This window comes from Pseudomonas fluorescens, assembly GCF_902497775.2.
GTDB classification, from domain to species: Bacteria; Pseudomonadota; Gammaproteobacteria; order Pseudomonadales; family Pseudomonadaceae; genus Aquipseudomonas; species Aquipseudomonas putida_F.
This window is the reverse complement of the sequence record NZ_OZ024668.1, coordinates 3822516-3844840: the sequence shown is the minus strand read 5'-3', so window position 1 is coordinate 3844840 and position 22325 is coordinate 3822516. Positions and strand designations below refer to the sequence as shown.

Genomic DNA, 22325 nt, shown 5'->3' with positions numbered 1-22325 from the left:
TTGAGTGGTACAGGAGGTTGTCGGCCATCAGGCGAGAATAATGAGCAATCGCGAAGAGAAAGCTGCAAGGGGCGGTGCGCCGAGACGGGCACCGCCGCTGCTGTTTACGGCAGGACTTGCTTGAACGGCTTGACGATGACGTTGGCGTAGACGCCGGCGGCGATGTACGGGTCGGCATCGGCCCAGGCCTGGGCGGCGCTCAGCGAGTCGAATTCGGCGACGATCAGGCTACCGCTGAAACCGGCGGCGCCCGGGTCATTGCTGTCGATGGCCGGGTGCGGGCCAGCCAGTACCACGCGGCCTTGCTCCTTGAGCTGCTGCAGGCGTTCGATATGCGCCGGGCGCGCGGCCAGGCGGTTTTCCAGCGAATCGGCTACGTCTGTGGCAATGATGGCGTAAAGCATGTCATTCCTCGTGCTTGGGAGTGGAAGGCGGAGTGGTCGGGTCGCTGTCGTGCAGGTGACGGGACAGGTAGACGCCCTGCGCCACCAGGAACAGCACGGTCATGCCCAGGCTGCCGAACACCTTGAAGTCGACCCAGAAACTCTGGAAGGTGAAGGCGACGAACAGGTTGGCCGCGCCACAGAACAGGAAAAAGCCGATCCAGGCGATATTCAGGCGCGTCCATACCGGATCCGGCAGGGTCAGGGCATGGCCCATGATACGCTTGATCAGCACCCGGTCACCGATGAAGTGGCTGCCGGTAAAGGCCAGGGCGAACAGCCAGTTGACCACTGGCGCCTTCCATTTGAGGAAGGTTTCGCTGTGGAAGGCCAGGGTCAGGCCACCGAACACCAGGCAGGCGACCAGAGTCAGCCACTGGCCTTTCTCCAGCTTGCGCTGGCGAATGAACAGGGCGCCGTAGACCACCAGCGAGCTGATGATCAGCATCGCCGTGGCGCTGTAGATGCCACCGAGTTCGAAGCTGTGCCCGGCGAATTCGACGGCACGCGGTTCGAGCTTGTAGACGATGAAGAACAGGAGCAGCGGGATGAAATCGATGAATTGTTTCACAGTGGCAGCCAGAAGCAGGATGTGACGGCATAATAACAAACATCAATGACAGCGAAAGCGCCACCTATGAATGTTGATCTGCACTGCCACAGTACGGCCTCCGACGGCGCCTTGTCGCCGACGGCTCTGGTTGCCCGGGCCCATGAGCACGGGGTGCGGATGCTCTCGCTGACCGACCATGACACCCTCGAAGGCCTGCTCGAAGCCCGCGCCGCCACCCAGGCCCTGGGCATGCAGTGGGTCAGTGGCATCGAGCTGTCGTGCACCTGGGGTGGCGCGACCATCCACGTGCTGGGCTACAACTTCCCCCTCGATGCCGCGCCGTTGCAGGCCGCCGTCGAGTCGTTGCACCACGGCCGCTGGCTGCGCTCGGAAGAAATCGACCGACGGTTGGCGCTCAAGGGCATGAAAGGCGCGCTGGACGGTGCACGGGCCATTCAGCAGGAGCTGGGCGACAGCGGCAATGCCCCGGCACGGCCGCATTTCGCCGAGTACCTGGTGCGCGCAGGCTACGTAAAAGACCGCGCAGAGGCCTTTCGCAAGTGGCTGGGGGCCGGCAAGCTGGGTGATGTGAAACTGCATTGGCCCACCCTGGAAGAGACCGTCCAGACCCTGCGTCAGTCCGATGCCTGGGTCAGCCTGGCCCATCCGATGCACTACGATTTAACCCGCAGCAAGCGCCGCCGGCTGATTGCCGACTATATTCAAGCAGGCGGCCAGGCACTGGAAGTGGTCAATGGGATGATGCCGGCCGAGCAGGTGGGCACTATGTCCATCCTGACCCGTGAGTTCGGTCTGCTGGCCAGTGCCGGCAGTGACTTCCATGGCCCTGGCACCTGGGGTGAGATCGGTGTCTACCGGCCGTTGCCAGAGGACCTGCCACCGTTGTGGCGCCGATTCAAACATGAGCAGCCTATCGCGGCAGTCTGAACAGGAAGAGAACGTGAGTCAGTTTTTCCAGATTCATGCGGAAAACCCGCAACCGCGCCTGATCAAACAGGCCGTCGAAATCATTCGCAAGGGCGGTGTGGTGGTCTACCCAACAGACTCCTCCTACGCCATGGGTTGTCAGATCGGCGACAAGAACGCCATTGAGCGGGTGCGTCGCCTGCGTCAACTGGACAAGAACCACAACTTCACCCTGATCTGCTGCGACCTGTCGCAGATGGGCCTGTTCGCCAAGATCGACACCGCGATCTTCCGCCTGCTCAAGGCCCATGTGCCGGGGCCGTATACCTTCATTCTCAACGCCACCCGCGAAGTGCCGCGCCTGCTGTTGCACGAAAAGCGCCGCACCATCGGCTTGCGCGTACCGTCCAACCCGATCGCCCTGGCCCTGCTTGAAGAGCTCGGCGAGCCGCTGATGAGCGTCAGCCTGATCATGCCCGGCGAAGACGAGCCGATGACCGACCCCTACGAGATCCGCCAGGCCCTGGAGCACCACGTCGACCTGATCATCGACGGCGGCTTTGGCGACCTCAAGGCCTCCACCGTGATCAACCTGGCCGGTGACGAGCCGGAAGTGATCCGCGTGGGTTGCGGCGACCCTGCGCCGTTCATGGTCGAAGCGTGAGCCAGGCGACGACCACCAAAGCGAGCATCGACCCACAAGGCGCCCAGCAGGAACTGCCGCTGGTGCTGGTGTATGGCGAAGCCATGACCGAGATGCCGGTGGACCTGTACATTCCGCCGGATGCCCTGGAAGTGTTCCTGGAGGCCTTTGAAGGCCCGCTGGACCTGCTGCTGTACCTGATCCGCAAGCAGAACGTCGACATCCTCGATATCCCCGTGGCGCAGATCACCCGCCAGTACATGGGCTACGTCGAACTGATGAAAACCGTGCGCCTGGAGCTGGCTGCCGAGTACCTGGTGATGGCAGCGATGCTGGCCGAGATCAAGTCGAGGATGCTGCTGCCGCGTTCGGCCGAGATCGAGGAAGAGGAAGCCGACCCGCGAGCCGAACTGATCCGCCGCTTGCAGGAGTACGAACGCTTCAAGGCCGCTGCCGAAGGCATCGATGGCCTCAGCCGGGTCGGCCGCGAGGTGATCGTGCCGCGCCTGGACGCCCCGCAGGCCAAGGCGCGCAAGCTGTTGCCCGAGGTCAGCCTGGAAGAACTGCTGGTGTCGATGGCCGAGGTGCTGCGCCGTGGCGACCTGTTCGAAAGCCACCAGGTCAGCCGCGAGGCGCTGTCGACCCGCGAACGCATGAGCGAAGTGCTCGAACGTCTCAAGGGCGGCGGCTTCGTGCCCTTCGTCGAGCTGTTCACTGCCGAGGAGGGCAAGCTCGGGGTGGTGGTGACCTTCATGGCGATTCTCGAACTGGTCAAGGAATCCTTGATCGAACTGGTGCAAAATGAGCCTTTCGCACCGATCCATGTCCGCGCCCGCGCCGAGTAACAACTGAGCCAACCCATGAACCTGAACGAACCGCGCGACCTGGCGCCCCTGCTCGAGGCCTTTTTGCTGGCCTCGGGCAAACCGCAATCCCTCGAGCGCCTGTATGAGCTGTTCGAGGAAGCCGAGCGCCCGGAGCCTGCGGCGTTCAAGAAGGCCCTGGAGGTGCTGCGCAAGTCCTGCAACGGCCGCGCCTTCGAGCTCAAGGAAGTGGCCTCGGGTTACCGCCTGCAGATTCGCGAGGACTACGCTCCCTGGGTCGGCCGGCTGTGGGAAGAGCGCCCGCAGCGCTACTCCCGCGCGCTGCTGGAGACCATGGCACTGATCGCCTACCGCCAGCCCATCACCCGCGGCGAGATCGAAGACGTGCGCGGGGTGGCGGTCAACACCAACATCGTCAAGACCCTGCTCGAACGCGAGTGGATCCGCATCGTCGGCTACCGCGAAGTGCCCGGCAAGCCGGCAATGTTCGCCACCACCAAGGCCTTTCTCGATCACTTCAACCTGAAGAATCTCGACGATCTGCCGCCACTGGCCGAACTGCGCGAGATGGAGCCTGCGCCTGAACCGCTGCTGGAGCTGGACGACGCGCCGGTACCGGCGCACCTACAGGCCCTGGCCGATGCCAGTGCCGAGCCGCAGGAGCCCCAGGAAGAAACCAGCTTCCGCAGCCTGTTGACCGAACTGGACGCCATGGAAGAAGGGCTCAAGACCGATTTCGATGACCTGGTCGACGACACCCAACTCGACCTCGACGACGAGCCGCTGGAATCCGAACCGCAGACGCCGCATCAGTAACCCTGGCCTTCGAGCGGATAGTCGCGGCAACTTTTGCAATTTCGGCTAGTCTCAGGTGCGTTCACGCCGTGATCAGCGTATGATTCGCGACCCGTTTTGGCGCTTGTTCGCCAAACCAGATTTTTGTAAATACACCGGGAGGTGCCCAGCATGAGTGAAAAAGACCTGCAAGAAACCCAGCCATTGCCGCCATCAGGCGAGAAACTGCAAAAAGTTCTCGCGCGTATCGGCGTGGGCTCGCGCCGTGACGTCGAGGCCTGGATCGGCCAGGGCCGGATCAAGGTCAATGGCGTCAATGCCACCCTTGGCCAGCGTGTTGACCTGCACGATGCCATTTCGGTCGACGGCCGCGTGATCAAGCGCGAAGAAGCCGCCGAAACCGTGCGTCGGGTGATCATGTATAACAAGCCGGACGGCGAGATCTGCACCCGTGACGACCCGGAAGGCCGTCCGACCGTGTTTGATCGCCTGCCTCGTCCGAAAGAAGGCCGCTGGATCAACATCGGCCGCCTGGACATCAACACCACCGGCCTGCTGATGTTCACCACCGACGGTGAGCTGGCCAACCGCCTGATGCACCCGTCCTACGAAATGGACCGTGAGTATGCGGTGCGTGTGCGTGGTGAAGTCGACGAAGACATGATTGCCCGCCTCAAGGCCGGTGTCGTGCTCGAAGACGGCCCGGCGCGGTTCACCGATATCCAGGAAGCACCGGGTGGTGAAGGTTTCAACCACTGGTACCACTGCGTGGTAATGGAAGGCCGCAACCGTGAAGTGCGTCGCCTGTGGGAATCCCAGGGCCTGGTGGTCAGCCGCCTGAAGCGCGTGCGTTTCGGTCCGGTATTCCTCAACTCCGACCTGCCGATGGGCCGCTGGCGCGAAATGAGCCAGCAGGAAGTCGACATTCTTGCCGCCGAAGTGGGCCTGACGCCTGTCGCCATGCCGACGCTGAACCACAAGTCCAAGGACAAACTGGAGCGCTTGCAGCGCAAATCCACCCGTCCTCTGGGTCGCGGCGAGCGCGTGCGCACCCTGCGTCCGGCACAGGATGCCGCCACCGGTGAGCGTCCTGCACGTCAACCGCGCGGGGAAGCCGAGCGCCCTGCACGCCAACCGCGTGCTGAAGCCGAGCGTCCAGCCCGTCAGCCGCGCGGCGATGAGCGTCCAGCTCGCCAGCCACGGGGTGAAGCCCCACGCAAGGACGGCGGTCGTGGCAGCGCCGTGGCTGAGCGCCCGAGCGACATGAACAAGCGCGGCAAGCCGGCGCCCAAGCGTCCGGGCAGCACCCGTAACAAGCCACGCCCGTAATTGGGGTGGGTAGGCGCGGGGCAAGCCCGCTCCCACAGTGTTAAAGAAGCCAACCTTAGGGTTGGCTTTTTTTTGGTTCTTCACGGAATCCTGGGTTGGGGGCGCGAGCTTATCCATTCACTGTGGCGCTGCTGCTGGCAGCAGCGCCACAGTGAATGGATAAGCTAGAAACCTCAACATCCCAACCCAAGGATCATAGCCCCCGGCAACCCGTGAAGAACCTTTTTTTGCCTGAAATTTCCTTGTCTTACAGACACTTCCGTAAGCGGTGGAAAGTTTTTACACCATATTGTAAATAAATCGTTACAAATGCCTGCCCATTATCGGGGGCTGGCTGCAGATTTTTTCGGCTGTAAACAGAACTTGCCGAAATGCCCGGGCCAGGGCGGTTTACGTGACCGTCAACGGCTTGTTCGGCAGCGCCGGGAGCGGTGAGATAGGCGCCATTGCCGCGTGCAAAGCCAGGGCCGGAGAGCCGGGCATTCAATAAGAACAAATGGAGGCGCCATGTACGCCAATTACCCCCCCAGGCTAGATCCCTTCCTCAGGACCGGTGCGTTTTGTCGTCAGACAGTCACGCAACGTGTTGACCCCTGCGCGTCTGTAGGGGTATACAATGCGCCGCGTTTTAACTGTGACCCCAATGCGTACCGCGCACTCTTGTTGACACCCGGCTGATTCGCCCACGGCTTTTGCCCTGGATGGGCAGCAGTTGTCCAAGATACTCAAGGTAATCACCTTGTTAATTCCGCTGCGCCACGAGCGCGGTGGGTCCGATTCCGTCACAGATAAAAACAAGCAGGTGACTTCGTTCATGAGTGGACAAAACACACATTCAGGCGAGCTGAAACGCGGCCTGAAAAATCGCCACATTCAGTTGATCGCCCTGGGCGGTGCAATTGGTACCGGGCTGTTCCTGGGATCGGCCGGGGTGATGAAGTCGGCGGGCCCGTCGATGATTCTCGGCTATGCGATCTGTGGCTTCATCGCCTTCATGATCATGCGCCAGCTTGGCGAGATGATCGTCGAAGAACCGGTAGCCGGTTCTTTCAGTCACTTTGCGCACAAATACTGGGGCGGTTTCGCCGGCTTCCTGTCGGGCTGGAACTGCTGGATGTTGTACATTCTGGTAGGTATGTCGGAGCTGACCGCGGTCGGCAAGTACGTGCACTACTGGTGGCCGGAGATCCCGACCTGGGCCTCGGCAGCCGCCTTCTTCATCCTGATCAACGCGATCAACCTGGCCAACGTCAAAGTGTTTGGCGAGGCCGAGTTCTGGTTTGCGATCATCAAGGTGCTGGCCATCGTCGGCATGATCGCCCTGGGCAGCTGGATGCTGGTCAGCGGCAGCGGCGGCCCGCAAGCGTCGGTGAGCAACCTGTGGGAGCACGGTGGCTTCTTCCCGAATGGGGTCAGCGGCCTGGTGATGGCCCTGGCGATCATCATGTTCTCTTTCGGCGGCCTGGAAATGCTCGGTTTCACCGCAGCTGAAGCCGACAAGCCGAAAACCGTGATCCCCAAAGCGATCAACCAGGTCATCTACCGCATCCTGATTTTCTACATCGGTGCCCTGGTGGTGCTGCTGTCGCTGACCCCATGGGACAGCCTGGTCACCAGCCTCGACGCCGCCGGCGGAACTTACGGCGCCAGCCCGTTCGTCCAGGTGTTCTCGCTGCTGGGCAGTGATGTTGCCGCGCACATCCTCAACTTCGTGGTCCTGACCGCGGCGCTGTCGGTGTACAACAGCGGTACCTACTGCAACGCCCGCATGCTCTACGGCATGGCCGAGCAGGGCGACGCCCCGGCGGGCCTGGCGAAAATCGACAAGCGCGGCGTGCCGGTGCGTTCGATCCTGGCCTCGGCGGCGGTGACCCTGGTTGCCGTGGTACTGAACTACTTCATCCCGCAGCACGCGCTGGAGCTGCTGATGTCGCTGGTAGTAGCCACCCTGGTGATCAACTGGGCGATGATCAGCTACTCGCACCTGAAGTTCCGCCAGCACCTGGACAGGACCGGCCAGACGCCGCTGTTCAAGGCGCTGTGGTACCCCTACGGCAACTACATCTGCCTGGGCTTCGTGGTGCTGATTCTGGGCATCATGCTGATGATTCCGGGCATCCAGGTGTCGGTCTACGCCATTCCGGTCTGGCTGCTGGTGATGGGCGTGTGCTACAGCCTGAAAACCAACCGCAGCAAAAACCTGGAGGCTGTCGCTGCCAGTTCGCTGAAGCGCTAAGCCACAGTTGTTGCAAAGACGCCCCGCACTGCGGGGCGTTTGCGTTTACAGGTAGATGATTTCAATGGTTGCCGAGCCATCCAGGGGAATGTCCTGGCGCAGGTCCAGGTCCTGGGTCGGGGCGATCACTGGCTGGATGTTGATGGTGGTGTTGAAGTTGCGAAACGGCACCGGGCCCTTGGTGCTGTTGTCCTCGTCGGTGAAGGCCAGCAAGGTGGTGCTGGCGATGCTGTTTTTCAGGCTGCTGGCGTTGCTCCAGTAGGTGCCGCCGCCAGTGGACTGGGTGAGGTAGACCACCGGGAGCTGGTCGGCACTGACATCCTGCGGGTCGAACACCACCTCGTACAGGCCGATCGGATTGCTTGAGGCATCGCGCCCCAGGCCATAGAACACCATGGAATTGACCAGCGAGGTGCCGTCACGGTTGTCATGCATGAGCAGGGCGTAGCGTGCCGGGCTGTCGCAACTGATGCTCAGGTTCAGTTGCCGGGTCGGCAGACGGGTACGTTTTTCGGCATTGAGCGACTGGGCGGAGATCTTGCCGTAGTTGACCACGCCATTGTTCGACAGATGCGGCGTGCAGGCCGCCGGGCGGATCTGCCATTGCAGCGCCAGGTGGGTGGAGGTGTCGCTGGCCGGCGCATGCAGCTGGCCATTGCTGCTGCTTTGAATCACGTCGCGCACGTTGAACGCCGCAGCGGCCAGTTCGGCATCCACGGTCAGGGTCAGAGTCAGGGTGCGCCCGCGCAGCGGCTGGCCAGCGCGCACCGGCACCAGGCCTTGTTGTGGGCGCCAATCCAGGTTGGCGCTGGCGGGGCCGGGCACGGCACCGGGATGGGCCAGCAAACCCAGTTCGACCGACTCGCCGTCGACTGCGGCGTTGCTCGCACGCAGGCGGTAGTGGCTGCCCTCGGCAAGGCGCCAGCGCTCGTTGTCGAGGGCATCGGCCCTGAAGAACAGACTCAGGTCCTGGTCCGAGTTGCAACTCAGGCTGATTTGCGTGGTTTGCCCGGGCAGGGCCAGGCTGGCTTGCTGCGGGTTCAGCCGGGAACGGTCAAGGGTGCCATAGTCGAGCACGTCGGGGCTGCTCAGCAGTCGGCACTCGTCGGCGTGGGCTGTCTGCGACAGCTGCAGGCCGGTCAGGCCGAGGATCAGGAGGGGTATTGCTTTCATGGACGCGTCCTTGGCAGGGCGGGCGAGGCCCTGCGCTGTGGTCGAAAGGGGCTGCCGTCTGGCGTCATGTCGTCGATCAGGGGGGCTAGCTGCAGGTGCGCTGGGCGCTGCTGTAATAGGTATCTCGCGGCGCGTTCGGATCGGCATCGAGGGTGACCCGGCATTCGCGGGCCTGCGGGTCGCTGACGATCAGATGGCTGATCGCTTCGCTGTTGTCGATGAACACCAGGCCACCGGGTTGCACCAGGTTGATGAAGCGGCCGCGGTCATCGAATACCGAGGCGCCGGCGGTGATGGCTTGACCGCGGTTGTCGGTCAGGGTCAGCAGCATCCGGCGCACGCTCCAGGCGTTGAAGGTCAGGCGCGGTACCGCGCCACGGCTGGCCTTGAGTACCGCGGCGCCTTCCTCGACGTTGACGTTGATCGGCAGGCTCTGGCTGTCCACCTCGACCGGGCTGCGGCCGTAGGCACTCAACGAAGGAATCACCGCGCGGCCGCCATAGTCGGTCCATACCGGGCCGTTGGCGGTGCTCGCCTTGACCCCCGGGGTATCGGTTACGGTGAGGATCGCAAAGGTGTCGCGGATCGGATAGGGCGAAGGGGTGATGCCGTTTTCATGCAGGGCCAGGCCACCGCGCAGGCCGATGTTGTAGTTGGCGTCGTCACCGTTGCCGGCGTAGTTCAGGTCAAGCTGGGTGTAGCGCGGCAACGCCGAAATACCGGCGCTGGCCAGGTTGTTGCCGTCGCCTGAGCGGTGTTCGGCACCCAGCCGGTAACCCAAGCTGTCGCTGACCTGTTCGGTGTAGTTCAGTGTGCTGGTGGTGCCGCTGTCGCGATTGCGCACGCTGCCACGCACCCGGCCTTTGCTGCCCAGGGGCAGGCTGACGCTCAGGTACACAGCGTCATCGTTGTTGCCATTGTTGTTACCGACCGACTTCTCCACCGTTGCCGAGACACTGACACCGTTGTAGCTGTTGCCCCAGGACAGGAACAGGCGCTGGTTGCTGTCGTGTTCGTAGTAAGTGGTCTGGGTGTAGCCAAGGCTGAAACTGCCGATGCTCGGGCTGGCCCAGCGCAAGCTGGTACTGAGCTGGTCGCGGTAGCTGGAGGGGTTGCTGTCACTGTCGCGCACGGTGCTGTCGAGCAGTTCGCGAAAGCCGCGGCTGCGGTGGTTGCCGGCGATCAGGCTCGACCATTGTTCGTGCAACTGCCAGTTGAGCTGGCCACCCAGCTGGACCCCTTGCTGATCCAGGGTCGTGGCCTGGGAGCCGAGGGCGAACGCCTGGCCGCTAAGGGCCGGGGTCAGGGCGCCGTCCAGGCTCGCACCCAGGCTGCGGTAGCCCTGGGCGACGATCAGGCCGCTGCTGAGGCTGGCGGTCTGGCCGATGGCGGCGCTCTGGCCGAGGCTGAGTACCGCAGGTTCGTCGTTTTCGTCGCTGTAGCTTCTGACCACCCCGGCGCCGACGCTGAAGCCACTTTGCAGCCGTGGCGCCGCCGCCAGGTTAGCCGGAACGCGAAAGCTGCGCTGCTCGCCATTGGTTTCGATCACCGTCACATCGAGGTCCGAGCGTGAGGTCAGACGTGGAATGTTGCTGATGCTGAACGGTCCTGGCTGGACCACGGTGGAATACAGCAAGGCACCGTTCTGGCGAATCTCCACCCGCGCCTGGCTGTTGGCGATGCCTTGCACGCTGGCGTTGTCCAGTTGCGAGAGCAGACCGTACTCGGGTGTGAGTTGTGCGCCGATGATCTGTGCGCCGTTGAGCACCGGGTTGACCAGGCTGATCTCGCCGGCCTGAAACAGGCTGCGGGTGCGGGCGAAGCTGCGTTGTACGTAAGTGTCGAGCATTTCGCTGTGCACCCGGCCATCGGAGCGGCTGTGCACCTGGCGGCTGCGCAAAATCCAGTTGTCCATGTTCAAGCCGATTTCGGTGTTGGCCGCGGCATAGCGGCTCGACTCCCCGGCATAACGGTTGAAGCTACCGAACACGTCGTAGTTGAACAGGCCGGCGACGCCGCCCTGGCTGTAGCCGTCATCGATGTCGCTGCGCCGCTCCAGAGCCTGGTCGGGCACCAGCAGGCTGACCAGGTGCTGGCCCGGGTCCAGTTCAACCTGGGTGTGCGGGTAGGCTTCGCTCAAGTCGCGGCAGTCCGGTGCCCGCGGGATCTGCAGGTCGTCGTTGACGGTTGGCCAGTCGGCCGGCTTGTTGATGCCGGCCAGGCGCAGCAGGGCGTCGTCGAAACACAGTGCGCCATTGGCGTCGAAGCGCGCCTGCAGCGTACCTTTGTCGCGGCCGTTGACGCTCAGGCGCACTTGCTGGCGCCCGGGGGCAAAGCGTGCCTGGCGGCCGAACAGCTGCGCCAACTGCGGATCGATGCCGCGCAGGCGCAGCACCTGCTGGTCGAACACGGTGGTATCGTTACCTTGGGCTTCGTTGGCGGCGCGGGCGGGCTTGATGCAGTCCAGGCTGATCAGGCCCAGGCACAGGCCGACCAGCAGATGATCGCGGCAGTTGGCTCTGCTCTTGTTAAGGTCGGTGGCGTTCACTGGATGCTGGCCTCGAAGGGGTCAGTGGCAAATCCGTACACAGTCGCCGGCTGGAAACGTACGGAGGTGGCGGTGGCGGTGCCTTGCGGCAGGTCGATTGACAACTGCTCGTTGGCCAGCAGGTAGCTGCGTGGCAGGTCCAGGCGCTGCTGGCCGGGGCTGAGCAGCAGCTCGCGGCCCATGCGCACCACATAGGGGGTGTTGTTTTCTACCCGCAGTTGATTGCCGTCCAGGTGCCAGGTCAGGCCTTTCCACGGCGTGCTGTTCTTCGCCAGGCCCTTGGGGTGCAGGATCACCGGCAGGTTCTGGCGCACGCCAAAGTTGACCCGCATGCCGGTACTGGCGCCGGGCTGCTGTTCGCGGATGCCCTCGAAGATCACCCGGCGCAGGCGTTGCTCTTTGAGCGGTTCGGTGCCGACATAGTGGAACAGCACCTGTTGCTCCTTGCCGGCTTCGACGCGAGCAACCGTTGGCTGGACCACCATCAGGTTGTCCTGGTCTTCGGGCAGGTTCTCGATGAACACCGCCAGCAGAGAAGGGCTGGGGTCGGTGTTGGTGACCACGAAAGCGCTGCCGGCGGCCTTGGCCTCTTCGACGATGACCACCGAGGTTTTTGGCACCATGCCGTCGGCCTGGCTGGTGGATGACAAGGCAAGTAGAAGAAACGCAGGCAGCAGTCGGCCCGCAACGGGGTTGCGTAAAGGATTCATAGTTTCACGTTCGCTATCGGCGCGCGACGCGAGGCCCCTTGAGTCAACTCCATTGAGCTTCAAGCAGGGGCGGCGCCGGCCGGGCGTGTGTCAGGAAGGGACGAACATCCGTTATTCACCCCTTATGGAATTAGAGGTAAAACACCTCGAGGGTCGCGCTGCCGGCGAGCTGAATGTCGTCGTTGTAGGGCAGCGATTTGTCTACCAGCCCGCGAACAATCAGGTTGGTGCTCAGGTTGCTTCCCGCAATAGGGGTTGTGTCGCCGAAGGCAATACGGTGATCAGGGTAGGTTTGGCTTGGTTTCATAGCGCCCAGGGCGGTCGCCCGCCAGCTTTGGCCGGCGTCTTCCGACACCAGTATGGTGCGCGTAATACCATCCAGTTGTGGGGGGGTAAACTGTAGGGCGACCTGGCCAATGTCCTGGTTGTTATGCTTGCCCAAACCAAAGCTACCGCTCCCTGAGCCGTTGGTATTGTCGGTACCAATAAGCGCAAATGATGTTGAGGCATTGCACTCAATGGTCAGGCTCAACTGTTTTACCGGCAGCTCGTAGTAAGAGCCTATCTCTGGCAAGCCTTCAACGGATAGGCGTCCATAGTCAACCACCCCGTTGTTGCCCAGTAGCGGTGTACAGGCTGTTGGGGTAAGGGTGCCGGTAATGGTCAGTTCGGTGGTAGAGGCCATGGCATGGCTGCACGCCAGGCCCAGAAGGATGGAAAGGGTGATTACGGACTTTTTCACAAGTGATTCCTTGTAGGGTGGCGAAGGCTTCTGTGTCCTTTATCGCCTGTTGCTCAAGAGTGCGGTTGATCAGAGGTAGACGATTTCGAGGGTGCTGCTGCCATCGAGCAGGATGTCGTCGTTGAACGACAGGTCTTTGGCAATACTGGCCTGCACAGCCATGTTTGCATTGAGTTGGGTGGCGGCAACCGGAGCGGTTGCGCCAAAACCTACGCGGTAGTCAGGATAGGAGACCGAGTCGAGCAGCCGCGCGTTGGTTATTGGACTCCAGCTGGTACCACCGTCCTGTGAGGTCAAGGGTCCGTGCTGCTGGCCGTCAAGCTCGGCGCCTGTAAAGATCATCGAGTAGGTCCCGATGGGCTGGGTCTCGTGCAGGCCCATGCCAAACCCGAGCGGGTTGGTGGTGCTGTCGCGACGATTGTCGGTGGCGATCAGTGCAAAGGGGGTCGAGGCGCCGCAAGCGACAGTCAGGGCCAGGGCCTTGTCTGGAAGGTTGTAGCCGCCGGCGGTTTCTTCCAGGCCTTCGACATTGAGGCGGCCGTAGTCGACCACACCGCCATTGCTCAGGGTCGGGGTACACGCCGAAGGCGTAATGGTGCCGGTGATGGTCAGGTCGGTGGTCGAGGCAAAGGCCTGGGTGCCAGCGAGGGTCATGAGCAGGGACAGGGTCAGTACGGATTTTTTCACTTGGTTTTCCTTATGTGATGTTGGTGTTGGGTGTTACGGGGGTCCCGTTTTGCGGGCACAAGCACGCCGTCCCTGTTTGCCGGAAACAGGGCGGATGTCAGCGTCTGCCGGGATTCTTCATGGCCGTAAGGCCATTTTTGTTCGAGGTTACGATTGCGCTACAGGTACCGGACCTCCACGGTCAGGCTGCCGTCCATGAGGGCCTGGTCGATATGCTCGACGTCGTTGCGAACCCAGCCGTTGACTGCCAGCCCAAGGGTCAGTAGTTGCGCCGGCGTCGGAGTTGCCTGGCCACGAGTGGCAAAGCCCAGGAGCACGTTGGGGCTATCACCCAAGTGCTCGAGCAGCGCGGCGGACAGGCGTTCCCATGTGGCACCGCGGTCTGCTGAGTACAGGGTTTCTGCCGGGAGGTTGTCGAGCGTCACCGCGCTTCCGACCCAGCCGGCGGTGTAGTGCCCGATGGTGTCGCCGCTGGGGGCGTTGCCCAGGCCGAAAGACCAGGGGTCGCCGGTGGAGGAACTGTCGCGTCGATTGCCTGTGGCCACCAGCGCCAGCGCTGTTGGGGCCCCACAGCTGACCTGCAGGGTCAAGGAGCGTTGGGGTAGCAGCGAGTGGTTGGGCATGCCCGGCTCGATCGGCAGGTCGGCGATCTTGATATCGCCGAAGTCGACACGCCCGCCTGCAGACAGTGTCGGGATGCAAGCCGTTGGCGTGATCATGCCGGTCAGGCTGACATCGGTGCTGCTGGCATTGGCGCCGGCACTGACAAAGGTAAGCAGCGCCGTCAGGGTACACAGCCGTTTTTTGCTCATGGTTCGGTCCTTTGAAAGAGAAGGAACCTCCGGGCCGTTGCGCACTCTTTGGTAGCATCGACGCCGGAAGGCTTCAGTGGCAGTGATCGATTGCTCGAACATGCCAGTTACCAGGGGCAAACCCTGATTTTGTGTCATCCGTGACGATATTTCTGACGCATTGTTTGAGCGTTTGGCGATGCGAATGCCAGCATTTATGTGCTTTTCTTACGCTTGCCCGGCTCTAAGCAGCATGGGTAGTGTGCCCTGCGGCTGGGTTTGTGTTTTCAGGGTGCCGATTATGCCCAATAAAACGTTCTTGTAAAGAGGTGGTGATTGAAAAATTGTGCTTCCGACGCGCCGAGATCGGTAGAGAGCGGAGAGCGACTGCGCCAGGAGCGCACTCGCCTGGGGCTGCGGCAGGATGATTTTGCCCGGCTTGGTGGGGTCAATCGCAATACTCAGGGCAGTTACGAAAAAGGTGAGCGCAATCCCGACGCCGCTTACCTTGCTGCGGTAGCCGCGGCGGGTGTTGATGTTCGTTATGTGATCACCGGAGTGCATGCCATCGATGCTGGCACTTCCTTGAGCGAACCGGAGCAACGCTTGCTGGCCCAGTACCGGTCGTTGGCTGTACCTGACCAGGAAGTTGTGCATAGAATCGTCGGCGCCATGCATGACGTGAAAAATAGTGGCTCATAGCCATAAACTCAGATTTCCTACAAAGCTCTCGGAACGGTCCTAGTTGGGCCGCAGAGGTTTGCTCGTACTGTCGATGCGTACTCTCGATAGGGAAGGATGATCATGTCGGAGCATGCAAGCTGCGCCCCCCTCAAGGACAGTTTCACTGTGTCTGCCGAAGCCTTGAGCGATATTGAAAGCGATCTGTTGATTTTGTTTCGCCAGTTGAACCCAGGCGATCAGGACTGTGTGCAGCGTGTGGCCCAAGTGCTGTTTCAGGGGGCGCAGGCAGGCAGTGGCAACGTGTCTTGAGCGCTGCAGCGGCCTGCGTGTTTCCTTTTAAGGATGTGTGATGTTGCAGTTATCCGACGCGGTGCAGATACCGGACGACGAGATTGAGTTGACCGCCATCCGTGCCCAGGGCGCGGGTGGGCAGAACGTCAACAAGGTCTCCAGTGCTGTGCACCTGCGTTTTGACACCCAGGCTTCGTCGTTGCCAGCCTTCTACAAGGAGCGCTTGCTGGCCCTGCGTGACAGCCGTATCACCCGAGACGGGGTGATCATCATCAAGGCCCAGCAGTATCGGACCCAGGAGCAGAATCGTGCCGATGCTTTGGAGCGCCTGCGAGAGATGATCCTGGCTGCAACCAAGGTCGAAAAGGCGCGACGCCCGACCCGTCCGACCCTGGGTTCGAAAACCCGGCGCCTGGACACCAAGAGCAAGCGTGGGGCGATCAAGGCCGGGCGCGGCAAGATTGATTACTGAGACAGCTGCTTTGGTGGGTGCAGTCGGGCCTGGCGATACAGGTACAGGCTCAGCAGCAGGCCGCAGAACGAGGCGCCAGCGGCAAAGACAAAGATCGAGGCAAAGCCGAATCCGGCGGCAATCGCACCCGCCAATGGCCCGGTGATACCCAGTGACAGGTCGATGAACAGCGAGTAGGCGCCCACGGCCGCGCCGCGGTTGGAAGCGGAAACCAGATTGACCGCTTCAACTCCCAGGGCCGGAAACACCAAGGAGAAACCAAAGCCGCTCAGCGCCGCACCGGCCAGGGCCAGCTCGGCGCTTGGCGCTTGCCAGAGCAGCAGCAGGCCGAGGGTTTCCACAGACAGACAGGCAATGGCCACCCGGTAACCGCCAATGCGGTTGATCAGGTTGCCGAACAGCAAGCGCGCGCCGATAAAGCAGGCGCCGAACAGGCTCAGGCACAGGGCGGCGTTGTTCCAGCTGTGGCTGGCGTAGTACAGGGTGATGAAGGTGGCGATGGTGCCGAAGCCGATCGAGCCCAGGGCCAGCCCCGAGCCATGGCCGAACACCCGGCCAAGTACGTGCAGAAACGGCAAGCGTTCGCCGGCAACCACCGGTGCGGCGGTTTTTTGCCAGGCTAGGGCCAGGCCCAGCACGCACAGCAATAGGATGCTGGCGCCCATGCTCCACAAACCAAAGTGTTGTACCAACTCCACGCCCAGCGGTGCGCCAATGGCCAGCGCACCATAGCTGGCGATGCCGTTCCACGAGATTACCTTGGCGGTGTGCTGCGCTCCTACACGGCCAATACCCCAGCCAATCGAGCCGGAACCCACCAGGCTTTCGGCGCTGCCGAGCACCAGGCGGCCGACCAGCAGGCTGGTCAGGCTCAACCAGGGCGCATGCTGCAGCCAGGCGGACAGCAGCATGAATACACCGCTCAGACCGCAGCCGGCCAGGCCATACAGCACAGCGCGCTTGCTGCCCTGGTTATCGATGATACGGCTGGCATAGGGGCGGCTGAGCAGGGTGGCCAGGTACTGCACGCTGATCACCAGGCCCGCGACCACGGCGCCGAACCCCAGGTCGTTATGCACATAGCCGGGCAGCACGGCCAGGGGGATGCCGATGTTCAGGTAGCCGATGAAGGTAAACAGGACGATGGAGACGACTTGCAGGGTGACCGCAAGGGAGCGCGGTGAGTCGGGCATGTGCGGGCTTTCGTAGAAGAGGAATTCTTGACGGTGTGAAAACGTGTTGACGGGGTGGTCCCTGCATCAGCCGTTTTCACACAGTCTGATCGTTGCGCGATTATTCCTGGTCGGCGCTGGAAGTTTCGTCGCCGTCGTGGTCAGCCTGGGCTGGTTCGGCGCTGTGAGTGGCAGGAGTCTGCTCTTCTGGGTTCAGGCTTGGGAAGGGAAGATTCGGGATTTCATGCATCTCGTCGTTCCTCGCAAGTGTGTGGAAAGGCTGCGCAAGGCGCGCATGGGCTTGTAAAAGCCAGTGCAGGATACAGGAGTCTGAATGACAGTATGAATTTTCCTGCTTGGTGGTAGACCTTCAAACTGAATCGCGGGGCAAGCCCGCTCCCGCAGACGCTAGCAATCTGTAGGAGCGGGCTTGACCGCGATGGCTTCAGCGACAGACGTCGGCGATGGCTGCAGCCAGTGCTTCAAGGCGTGCCGCATCCGCCCCAGCGATGTTTGCCCGGCCAGTGCCGACCATATACACGCTATGGCGTTCACGCAGTTGCTTGACCTGCTCCGGCGACAAACCGGTGTAGGAGAACATCCCGCGTTGCTCGGCGATATGCGCGAAACGCTCGCTCAGGCCGTGGGGTGCCAAGGCCTCGACCAGGCCGACCCGCAGCTCGGCGATGCGCTGGCGCATGGCATCGACTTCTTCGACCCACAGGCGCTTGAGGTCGGTGTCACCGAGGATCTGCGCAACCACCGCCGCACCATGATCCGGTGGCGTCGACCACAGGTTGCGAGCCAGCAGGGCCAGTTGGCTGCGTACATCCAGCAGCTTTTCGGCATCATGGCTGCACACCAGCAGGGCGCCGGTGCGGTCTCGGTAGAGGCCGAAGTTCTTCGAGCAGGAGCTGGTGATCAGCAGCTCAGGCAGTTCGGCAGCGAACAGCCGTACCGCCCAGGCGTCTTCTTCCAGGCCATCGCCAAAACCCTGGTAGGCGAAGTCGATCAGCGCCAGCAGCTCGCGGCGGCGCACCACCTCGAGCACGGCGCGCCAGTCATCCTGGCTCAGGTCGAAACCGGTCGGGTTATGGCAGCAGGCGTGCAGCAGCACCACATCACCCTTGGGCGCAGCTTCCAGGGCGGCCAGCATGCCGACGACGTTCAGACGGTTGTCTGCACCGACGTAGGGGTAGTGACTGACCTTGAGGCCAGCGCCAGCGAAGATGGTTTCGTGGATTGGCCAGGTCGGGTCGCTCAGCCAGATGCCGCGGCCCGGCAGGCAGTGCTCGATGAACTCGGCCGCCAGGCGCAGGGCACCAGTGCCGCCTGGCGTCTGGGTGGCGCCAGCGCGTTGGTTGCTGAGCAGCGACGAATCGCTGCCCAGTACCAGCTCGCTGATCAGTCGGCCAAAGGCCGCATCGCCATGACCACCGACGTAGCTCTTGCTGGCCTGCTGCTCAAGCAAGCGCTGCTCGGCCTGCTTGACCGCAGCCGGGATCGGCGTCAGTCCCTGGGCATCCTTGAACACGCCGACACCGAGGTCGAACTTGTTCGGGTTGCTGTCCTTGGCGTATGCCTCCATCAGCCCCAGGATCGGATCTCCCGGGACGCGCCCAATGGCGCCGAAGTGCATTACTTGCGACCTTCGGCGGTGCTGGCGACCTCGTCGGTGCGCGCGGCCATGATGAAATCGTTACGGTGCAGGCCCTTGATCGAGTGGCTCCACCAGGTCACGGTAACCTTGCCCCACTCGGTCAGCAGGCCTGGGTGATGACCTTCGGCTTCGGAGATTTCGCCAACGGCATTGGTGAAGGCCAGGGCGTGCTTGAAATTCTTGAACAGGAAGACTTTTTCCAGCTGCATGATGCCGTCACGGACTTCGATGTTCCAATCCGGGATCTGCTTGATCAGTACCGGCAGTTCTTCGTCGCTGACCTGTGGCGCATCGGCACGGCAGGCTTCGCAGTGGGCTTGGTTCAAGGCGTTCATAAGGTTTTCCGCAAGTGGTTTGTTATTGGTTTGCAAGGTCGCTCAGGCGGCGACCTTGGGTGGAAATTTTGGCGCGTGCAGGCCCATTTTCATCGCCGTGTGGACCATGCCCATGATGTCTTCGTGGGCCAGGTCGAACAGGCGCTTGAGGTTGGGCAGGGCAAAGTACACCGGTTGCAGGATATCGATGCGGTACGGCGTGCGCATGGCTTCCAGCGGATCGAAGGCCTGGTGCTCGGGCTCATCCGACAAGCTGTAGACGGTCTCTTTCGGCGAAGAAAGGATGCCGCCACCGTAGATCTTGCGACCCTGCGGGGTATCGACCAGGCCGAACTCGATGGTCATCCAGTAGAGGCGGGCGAGGTACACGCGCTCTTCCTTGGTGGCCTGCAGGCCGAGTTTGCCGTAGGTGTGGGTGAATTCGGCGAACCAGGGGTTGGTCAGCAGCGGGCAGTGGCCGAAGATCTCGTGAAAAATGTCCGGCTCTTGCAGGTAATCGAGCTCTTCTTCGGTACGAATGAAGGTCGCCACCGGAAAGCGCTTGCTGGCCAGCAGTTCGAAAAAGGTCTGGAAGGGGATCAGTGCAGGTACGCGGGCAACTTGCCAGCCGGTGGTGGCGCCCAGCACCTTGTTGATTTCACCGAGCTGCGGGATACGGTCATGCGGCAGGTTCAGCTGTTCGATGCCGTCCAGGTATTCCTGGCACGCACGGCCTTCGATCACCTTCAGTTGACGGGTAATCAGGGTGTTCCACACCGCGTGTTCCTGTTGCGGGTAGTCGATAAAACCCTGCGCATCGGGCTCGCGGGCCACGTATTGCGTCTGTTTCATGCTGCTCTCCTGCTGAGGGCCGTTCTTGTTATGTGATTAAGCCATTGCCCCTAGTGATAACCCGCAACCGGGCTGTTTGCAGCGTCCTGCTGGCGGGTTTGCCTTGAATTTTACTCGCGTTTTGTAACGATAACTTTACGAAAGTGTAGTGATCCAGAAAAAACGGGGACTTTGTCCCTTGAAAGCCTGGCTATCTGTCACATAATCTTTACGATTATTCTTCGGTCGCTGCAGAAAAATGGCCGTAGTGCCGCAGACCTCGCCTTCTAGTAGTAGGACATTTCATGCGTATTAAAGTGCATTGCCAGAACCGCATCGGCATCCTGCGCGACATTCTCAACCTGTTGGTGGAGTACGGCATCAACGTCGCCCGTGGTGAGGTCGGTGGTGAACACGGCAATGCGATCTATCTGCACTGCCCGAACCTGATCAACCTGCAGTTCCAGGCCCTGCGGCCGAAATTCGAATCGATTGCCGGGGTCTTTGGGGTCAAGCGCGTAGGCTTGATGCCCAGCGAGCGTCGGCACATGGAGCTCAATGCCTTGCTCGGCGCCCTGGATTTTCCGGTACTGTCGATCGACATGGGCGGCTCCATTGTGGCTGCCAACCGCGCTGCGGCGCAGTTGCTCGGGGTGCGGGTCGACGAGGTGCCGGGCATTCCGCTGTCGCGCTATGCCGAGGATTTCGACCTGCCGGAACTGGTGCGGGCGAACAAGTCGCGTATCAATGGCCTGCGGGTCAAGGTCAAGGGGGATGTGTTCCTTGCCGATATCGCGCCGTTGCAGTCCGAGCACGACGACAGTGAGGCCCTGGCCGGCGCGGTGCTGACCCTGCACCGCGCTGATCGCATTGGCGAGCGCATCTATAACGTGCGCAAGCAGGAGTTGCGCGGTTTCGACAGCATCTTCCAGAGCTCGCGGGTCATGGCTGCGGTGGTGCGCGAGGCGCGGCGCATGGCGCCGCTGGATGCGCCGCTACTGATCGAGGGCGAAACCGGCACTGGCAAAGAGCTGCTGGCGCGCGCCTGTCACCTGGCCAGCCCTCGTGGCCAGGCGCCGCTGATGGCGCTCAATTGCGCCGGCTTGCCTGAATCCATGGCCGAGACCGAATTGTTCGGCTACGGCCCGGGAGCATTCGAGGGCGCGCGGGCCGAGGGCAAGCTCGGGCTGCTGGAACTGACGGCCGGCGGCACGCTGTTTCTCGATGGCGTCGGTGAAATGAGCCCGCGCTTGCAGGTGAAACTGCTGCGCTTTCTGCAGGACGGTTGCTTTCGCCGGGTAGGCAGTGATGAAGAGGTGTACCTGGATGTGCGGGTGATCTGCGCGACCCAGGTCGATCTGTCCGAGCTGTGCGCGCGCGGCGAGTTCCGCCAGGACCTCTACCATCGCCTCAACGTGCTGTCGCTGCACATCCCGCCACTGCGCGAGTGCCTGGACGGTTTGCCGCCACTGGTCGAGCACTTTCTCGATCAGGCCAGCCGGCAGATTGGTTGCCCATTGCCCAAGCTTGCGCCGGCGGCCATGGAGCGCCTGAGCCAGTACCACTGGCCGGGCAACGTCCGCCAACTGGAGAACGTGTTGTTCCAGGCCGTGTCACTGTGCGATGGCGGGGTGGTCAAGAGCGAGCATATTCGCTTGCCGGACTACGGCGGTCGGCAGCCCCTGGGGGAGTTTTCCCTTGAAGGCGATCTGGGGCAAATAGTCGGGCGTTTCGAGAAGGCCGTACTGGAACGCTTGATGAACGAATATCCCAGCAGTCGGGCGCTGGGTAAACGCCTGGGTGTTTCCCATACCACGATTGCCAACAAGTTGCGTGAGTACGCCGTTGGTAAATCGGATTAATTAATCCGCAGTTAATAAAGTATGGGGAATAGTGGCAGGTTGTTAGTTGCAGGCGTGTACTTCAATTCGTGCAGCGCGCCTCGTGTATTGACAACCGAGGCGCTGCAGGCGATCAACCCGTTGGATCAACCGTTCGAGCAACCGTTACCCATCACTCGGTATTCGAGAACGTGGCGCTTGCCCTGGGAGTCTTCGTAGGTCATGCGCGCCGGAACCACTTCGCAGACATTCGGGACTTCGCTCATGGAAATGACTTTGGCGATGTCCAGGTGCTGCGAGTAACTGTACTGTTCAACCGGAATCTGCTCGGCGCCGCCATTTGCAACTTCGTCGGCCATGGCCGCGCTGCAAAGACTACCCAGTGCCAATACCAGTAAAGCTTTCATCTTCATTTTTACCTGTCTAAGGTCGTAAGGGGGCACGCAGCGCTTGTGGCGCCGCGTGTACAACAGGATCAACTATCACGATTATTTGCCGATTAACTTCCCTTCGTGGGGGGCTACAAGAAAGTTAATCGTGGTGCCGTTGCTGGCGAGGTGAATTCTAGGAGTGTGGCCTGTGCTTAAACAGCCACGGTTTTGATAAACACTGTTGGCAGAAACTGTAACAATCCCCTGCCAGGCTACCGCTATTTTTTA

23 protein-coding genes are annotated in these 22325 nt (G+C 61.8%); 10 read left to right on the top strand and 13 right to left on the bottom strand.

The annotated features are described in order from the left end of the window. Positions 1-104: 104 nt before the first annotated feature. Positions 105-404 (bottom strand): YciI family protein, encoded by a 300-nt coding sequence (locus F8N82_RS17635; RefSeq protein WP_038996475.1) that lies wholly within the window; start codon positions 402-404, stop codon positions 105-107. Position 405: 1 nt separating this feature from the next. After that, positions 406-1014, bottom strand: a complete 609-nt coding sequence (locus F8N82_RS17630) for a septation protein A (protein WP_038996474.1) — start codon at positions 1012-1014, stop codon at positions 406-408. Between the two features lie 66 nt (positions 1015-1080). On the opposite strand from F8N82_RS17630, the gene F8N82_RS17625 reads away from it, so the two are divergent. From F8N82_RS17625 to F8N82_RS17600, 6 genes are all read left to right on the top strand, one after another. Next, entirely contained in the window at positions 1081-1944 is an 864-nt protein-coding gene (locus F8N82_RS17625) for a PHP domain-containing protein (protein ID WP_038996473.1), read from the top strand. Between the two features lie 13 nt (positions 1945-1957). Further along, a complete protein-coding gene (locus F8N82_RS17620) occupies positions 1958-2587 on the top strand; it encodes an L-threonylcarbamoyladenylate synthase (protein WP_038996472.1) in 630 nt (209 codons plus the stop codon). A gap of 125 nt (positions 2588-2712) precedes the next feature. Then, the gene (locus F8N82_RS17615; RefSeq protein WP_162195924.1) at positions 2713-3411 is read left to right on the top strand and encodes a segregation and condensation protein A; all 699 of its coding nucleotides are present in this window, start codon (positions 2713-2715) and stop codon (positions 3409-3411) included. A 15-nt stretch (positions 3412-3426) separates the two neighbouring features. Further along, on the top strand, positions 3427-4206 hold the full coding sequence (gene scpB, locus F8N82_RS17610; RefSeq protein WP_038996471.1) for an SMC-Scp complex subunit ScpB: 780 nt from the start codon (positions 3427-3429) through the stop codon (positions 4204-4206). Between the two features lie 150 nt (positions 4207-4356). Next, positions 4357-5514, top strand: coding sequence for a 23S rRNA pseudouridine(2605) synthase RluB (rluB, locus tag F8N82_RS17605; RefSeq protein WP_038996470.1), 1158 nt, complete (start codon positions 4357-4359; stop codon positions 5512-5514). 814 nt (positions 5515-6328) lie between these two features. After that, complete coding sequence (locus F8N82_RS17600) at positions 6329-7750, top strand: amino acid permease (RefSeq protein ID WP_038996469.1); 1422 nt, start codon at positions 6329-6331, stop codon at positions 7748-7750. A 45-nt stretch (positions 7751-7795) separates the two neighbouring features. Here the strand turns inward: F8N82_RS17600 and F8N82_RS17595 are convergent, their stop codons facing one another. The 6 genes from F8N82_RS17595 to F8N82_RS17570 all read right to left on the bottom strand — a co-directional run bounded on the left by F8N82_RS17595 (position 7796) and on the right by F8N82_RS17570 (position 14422). Beyond that, on the bottom strand, positions 7796-8923 hold the full coding sequence (locus F8N82_RS17595) for a DUF1120 domain-containing protein (protein ID WP_038996468.1): 1128 nt from the start codon (positions 8921-8923) through the stop codon (positions 7796-7798). Positions 8924-9008: 85 nt separating this feature from the next. Beyond that, positions 9009-11471 (bottom strand): fimbria/pilus outer membrane usher protein, encoded by a 2463-nt coding sequence (locus F8N82_RS17590; RefSeq protein WP_052251563.1) that lies wholly within the window; start codon positions 11469-11471, stop codon positions 9009-9011. Beyond that, positions 11468-12181: a fimbria/pilus chaperone family protein gene (locus F8N82_RS17585; RefSeq protein ID WP_038996467.1), complete on the bottom strand. Its 714-nt coding sequence runs from the start codon at positions 12179-12181 to the stop codon at positions 11468-11470. Before F8N82_RS17585 ends, F8N82_RS17590 begins: the two co-directional genes overlap by 4 nt. A 130-nt stretch (positions 12182-12311) precedes the next feature. Further along, complete coding sequence (locus F8N82_RS17580; RefSeq protein WP_038996466.1) at positions 12312-12923, bottom strand: DUF1120 domain-containing protein; 612 nt, start codon at positions 12921-12923, stop codon at positions 12312-12314. A 69-nt stretch (positions 12924-12992) separates the two neighbouring features. Next, the gene (locus F8N82_RS17575; RefSeq protein ID WP_038996465.1) at positions 12993-13610 is read right to left on the bottom strand and encodes a DUF1120 domain-containing protein; all 618 of its coding nucleotides are present in this window, start codon (positions 13608-13610) and stop codon (positions 12993-12995) included. Between the two features lie 158 nt (positions 13611-13768). Continuing rightward, positions 13769-14422, bottom strand: a complete 654-nt coding sequence (locus tag F8N82_RS17570) for a DUF1120 domain-containing protein (RefSeq protein WP_191626735.1) — start codon at positions 14420-14422, stop codon at positions 13769-13771. Positions 14423-14737: 315 nt separating this feature from the next. Here F8N82_RS17570 and F8N82_RS17565 point away from each other — a divergent pair, with 315 nt between their 5' ends. The 3 genes from F8N82_RS17565 (at position 14738) to arfB (ending at position 15848) form a co-directional block, all read left to right on the top strand. Next, entirely contained in the window at positions 14738-15103 is a 366-nt protein-coding gene (locus tag F8N82_RS17565) for a helix-turn-helix transcriptional regulator (RefSeq protein ID WP_318196218.1), read from the top strand. Between the two features lie 147 nt (positions 15104-15250). Further along, positions 15251-15394: a hypothetical protein gene (locus F8N82_RS17560; RefSeq protein ID WP_157771872.1), complete on the top strand. Its 144-nt coding sequence runs from the start codon at positions 15251-15253 to the stop codon at positions 15392-15394. 40 nt (positions 15395-15434) lie between these two features. Further along, complete coding sequence (gene arfB / locus F8N82_RS17555; protein ID WP_038996463.1) at positions 15435-15848, top strand: alternative ribosome rescue aminoacyl-tRNA hydrolase ArfB; 414 nt, start codon at positions 15435-15437, stop codon at positions 15846-15848. On the opposite strand, the gene F8N82_RS17550 is transcribed toward arfB, so the two are convergent. From F8N82_RS17550 to phhA, 4 genes are all read right to left on the bottom strand, one after another. Beyond that, positions 15842-17041 (bottom strand): MFS transporter, encoded by a 1200-nt coding sequence (locus F8N82_RS17550; RefSeq protein ID WP_038996462.1) that lies wholly within the window; start codon positions 17039-17041, stop codon positions 15842-15844. The genes arfB and F8N82_RS17550 overlap by 7 nt on opposite strands. A gap of 424 nt (positions 17042-17465) precedes the next feature. Then, positions 17466-18659, bottom strand: a complete 1194-nt coding sequence (locus tag F8N82_RS17545; protein WP_038996460.1) for an amino acid aminotransferase — start codon at positions 18657-18659, stop codon at positions 17466-17468. Continuing rightward, positions 18659-19015: a 4a-hydroxytetrahydrobiopterin dehydratase gene (locus F8N82_RS17540; RefSeq protein WP_036994257.1), complete on the bottom strand. Its 357-nt coding sequence runs from the start codon at positions 19013-19015 to the stop codon at positions 18659-18661. The genes F8N82_RS17545 and F8N82_RS17540 overlap by 1 nt, the downstream gene beginning before the upstream one ends. A gap of 42 nt (positions 19016-19057) precedes the next feature. After that, positions 19058-19846, bottom strand: coding sequence for a phenylalanine 4-monooxygenase (phhA, locus tag F8N82_RS17535; protein ID WP_038996459.1), 789 nt, complete (start codon positions 19844-19846; stop codon positions 19058-19060). 284 nt (positions 19847-20130) lie between these two features. On the opposite strand from phhA, the gene F8N82_RS17530 reads away from it, so the two are divergent. Further along, entirely contained in the window at positions 20131-21687 is a 1557-nt protein-coding gene (locus F8N82_RS17530; protein ID WP_038996458.1) for a sigma-54-dependent phenylalanine hydroxylase transcriptional regulator PhhR, read from the top strand. Between the two features lie 125 nt (positions 21688-21812). Here F8N82_RS17530 and F8N82_RS17525 read toward each other — a convergent pair whose 3' ends face one another. Continuing rightward, positions 21813-22073 carry a DUF2790 domain-containing protein gene (locus F8N82_RS17525; protein ID WP_038996457.1) on the bottom strand — a complete coding sequence of 87 codons (261 nt, stop codon included), beginning with the start codon at positions 22071-22073 and terminating at the stop codon, positions 21813-21815. Between the last annotated feature and the right edge of the window lie 252 nt (positions 22074-22325).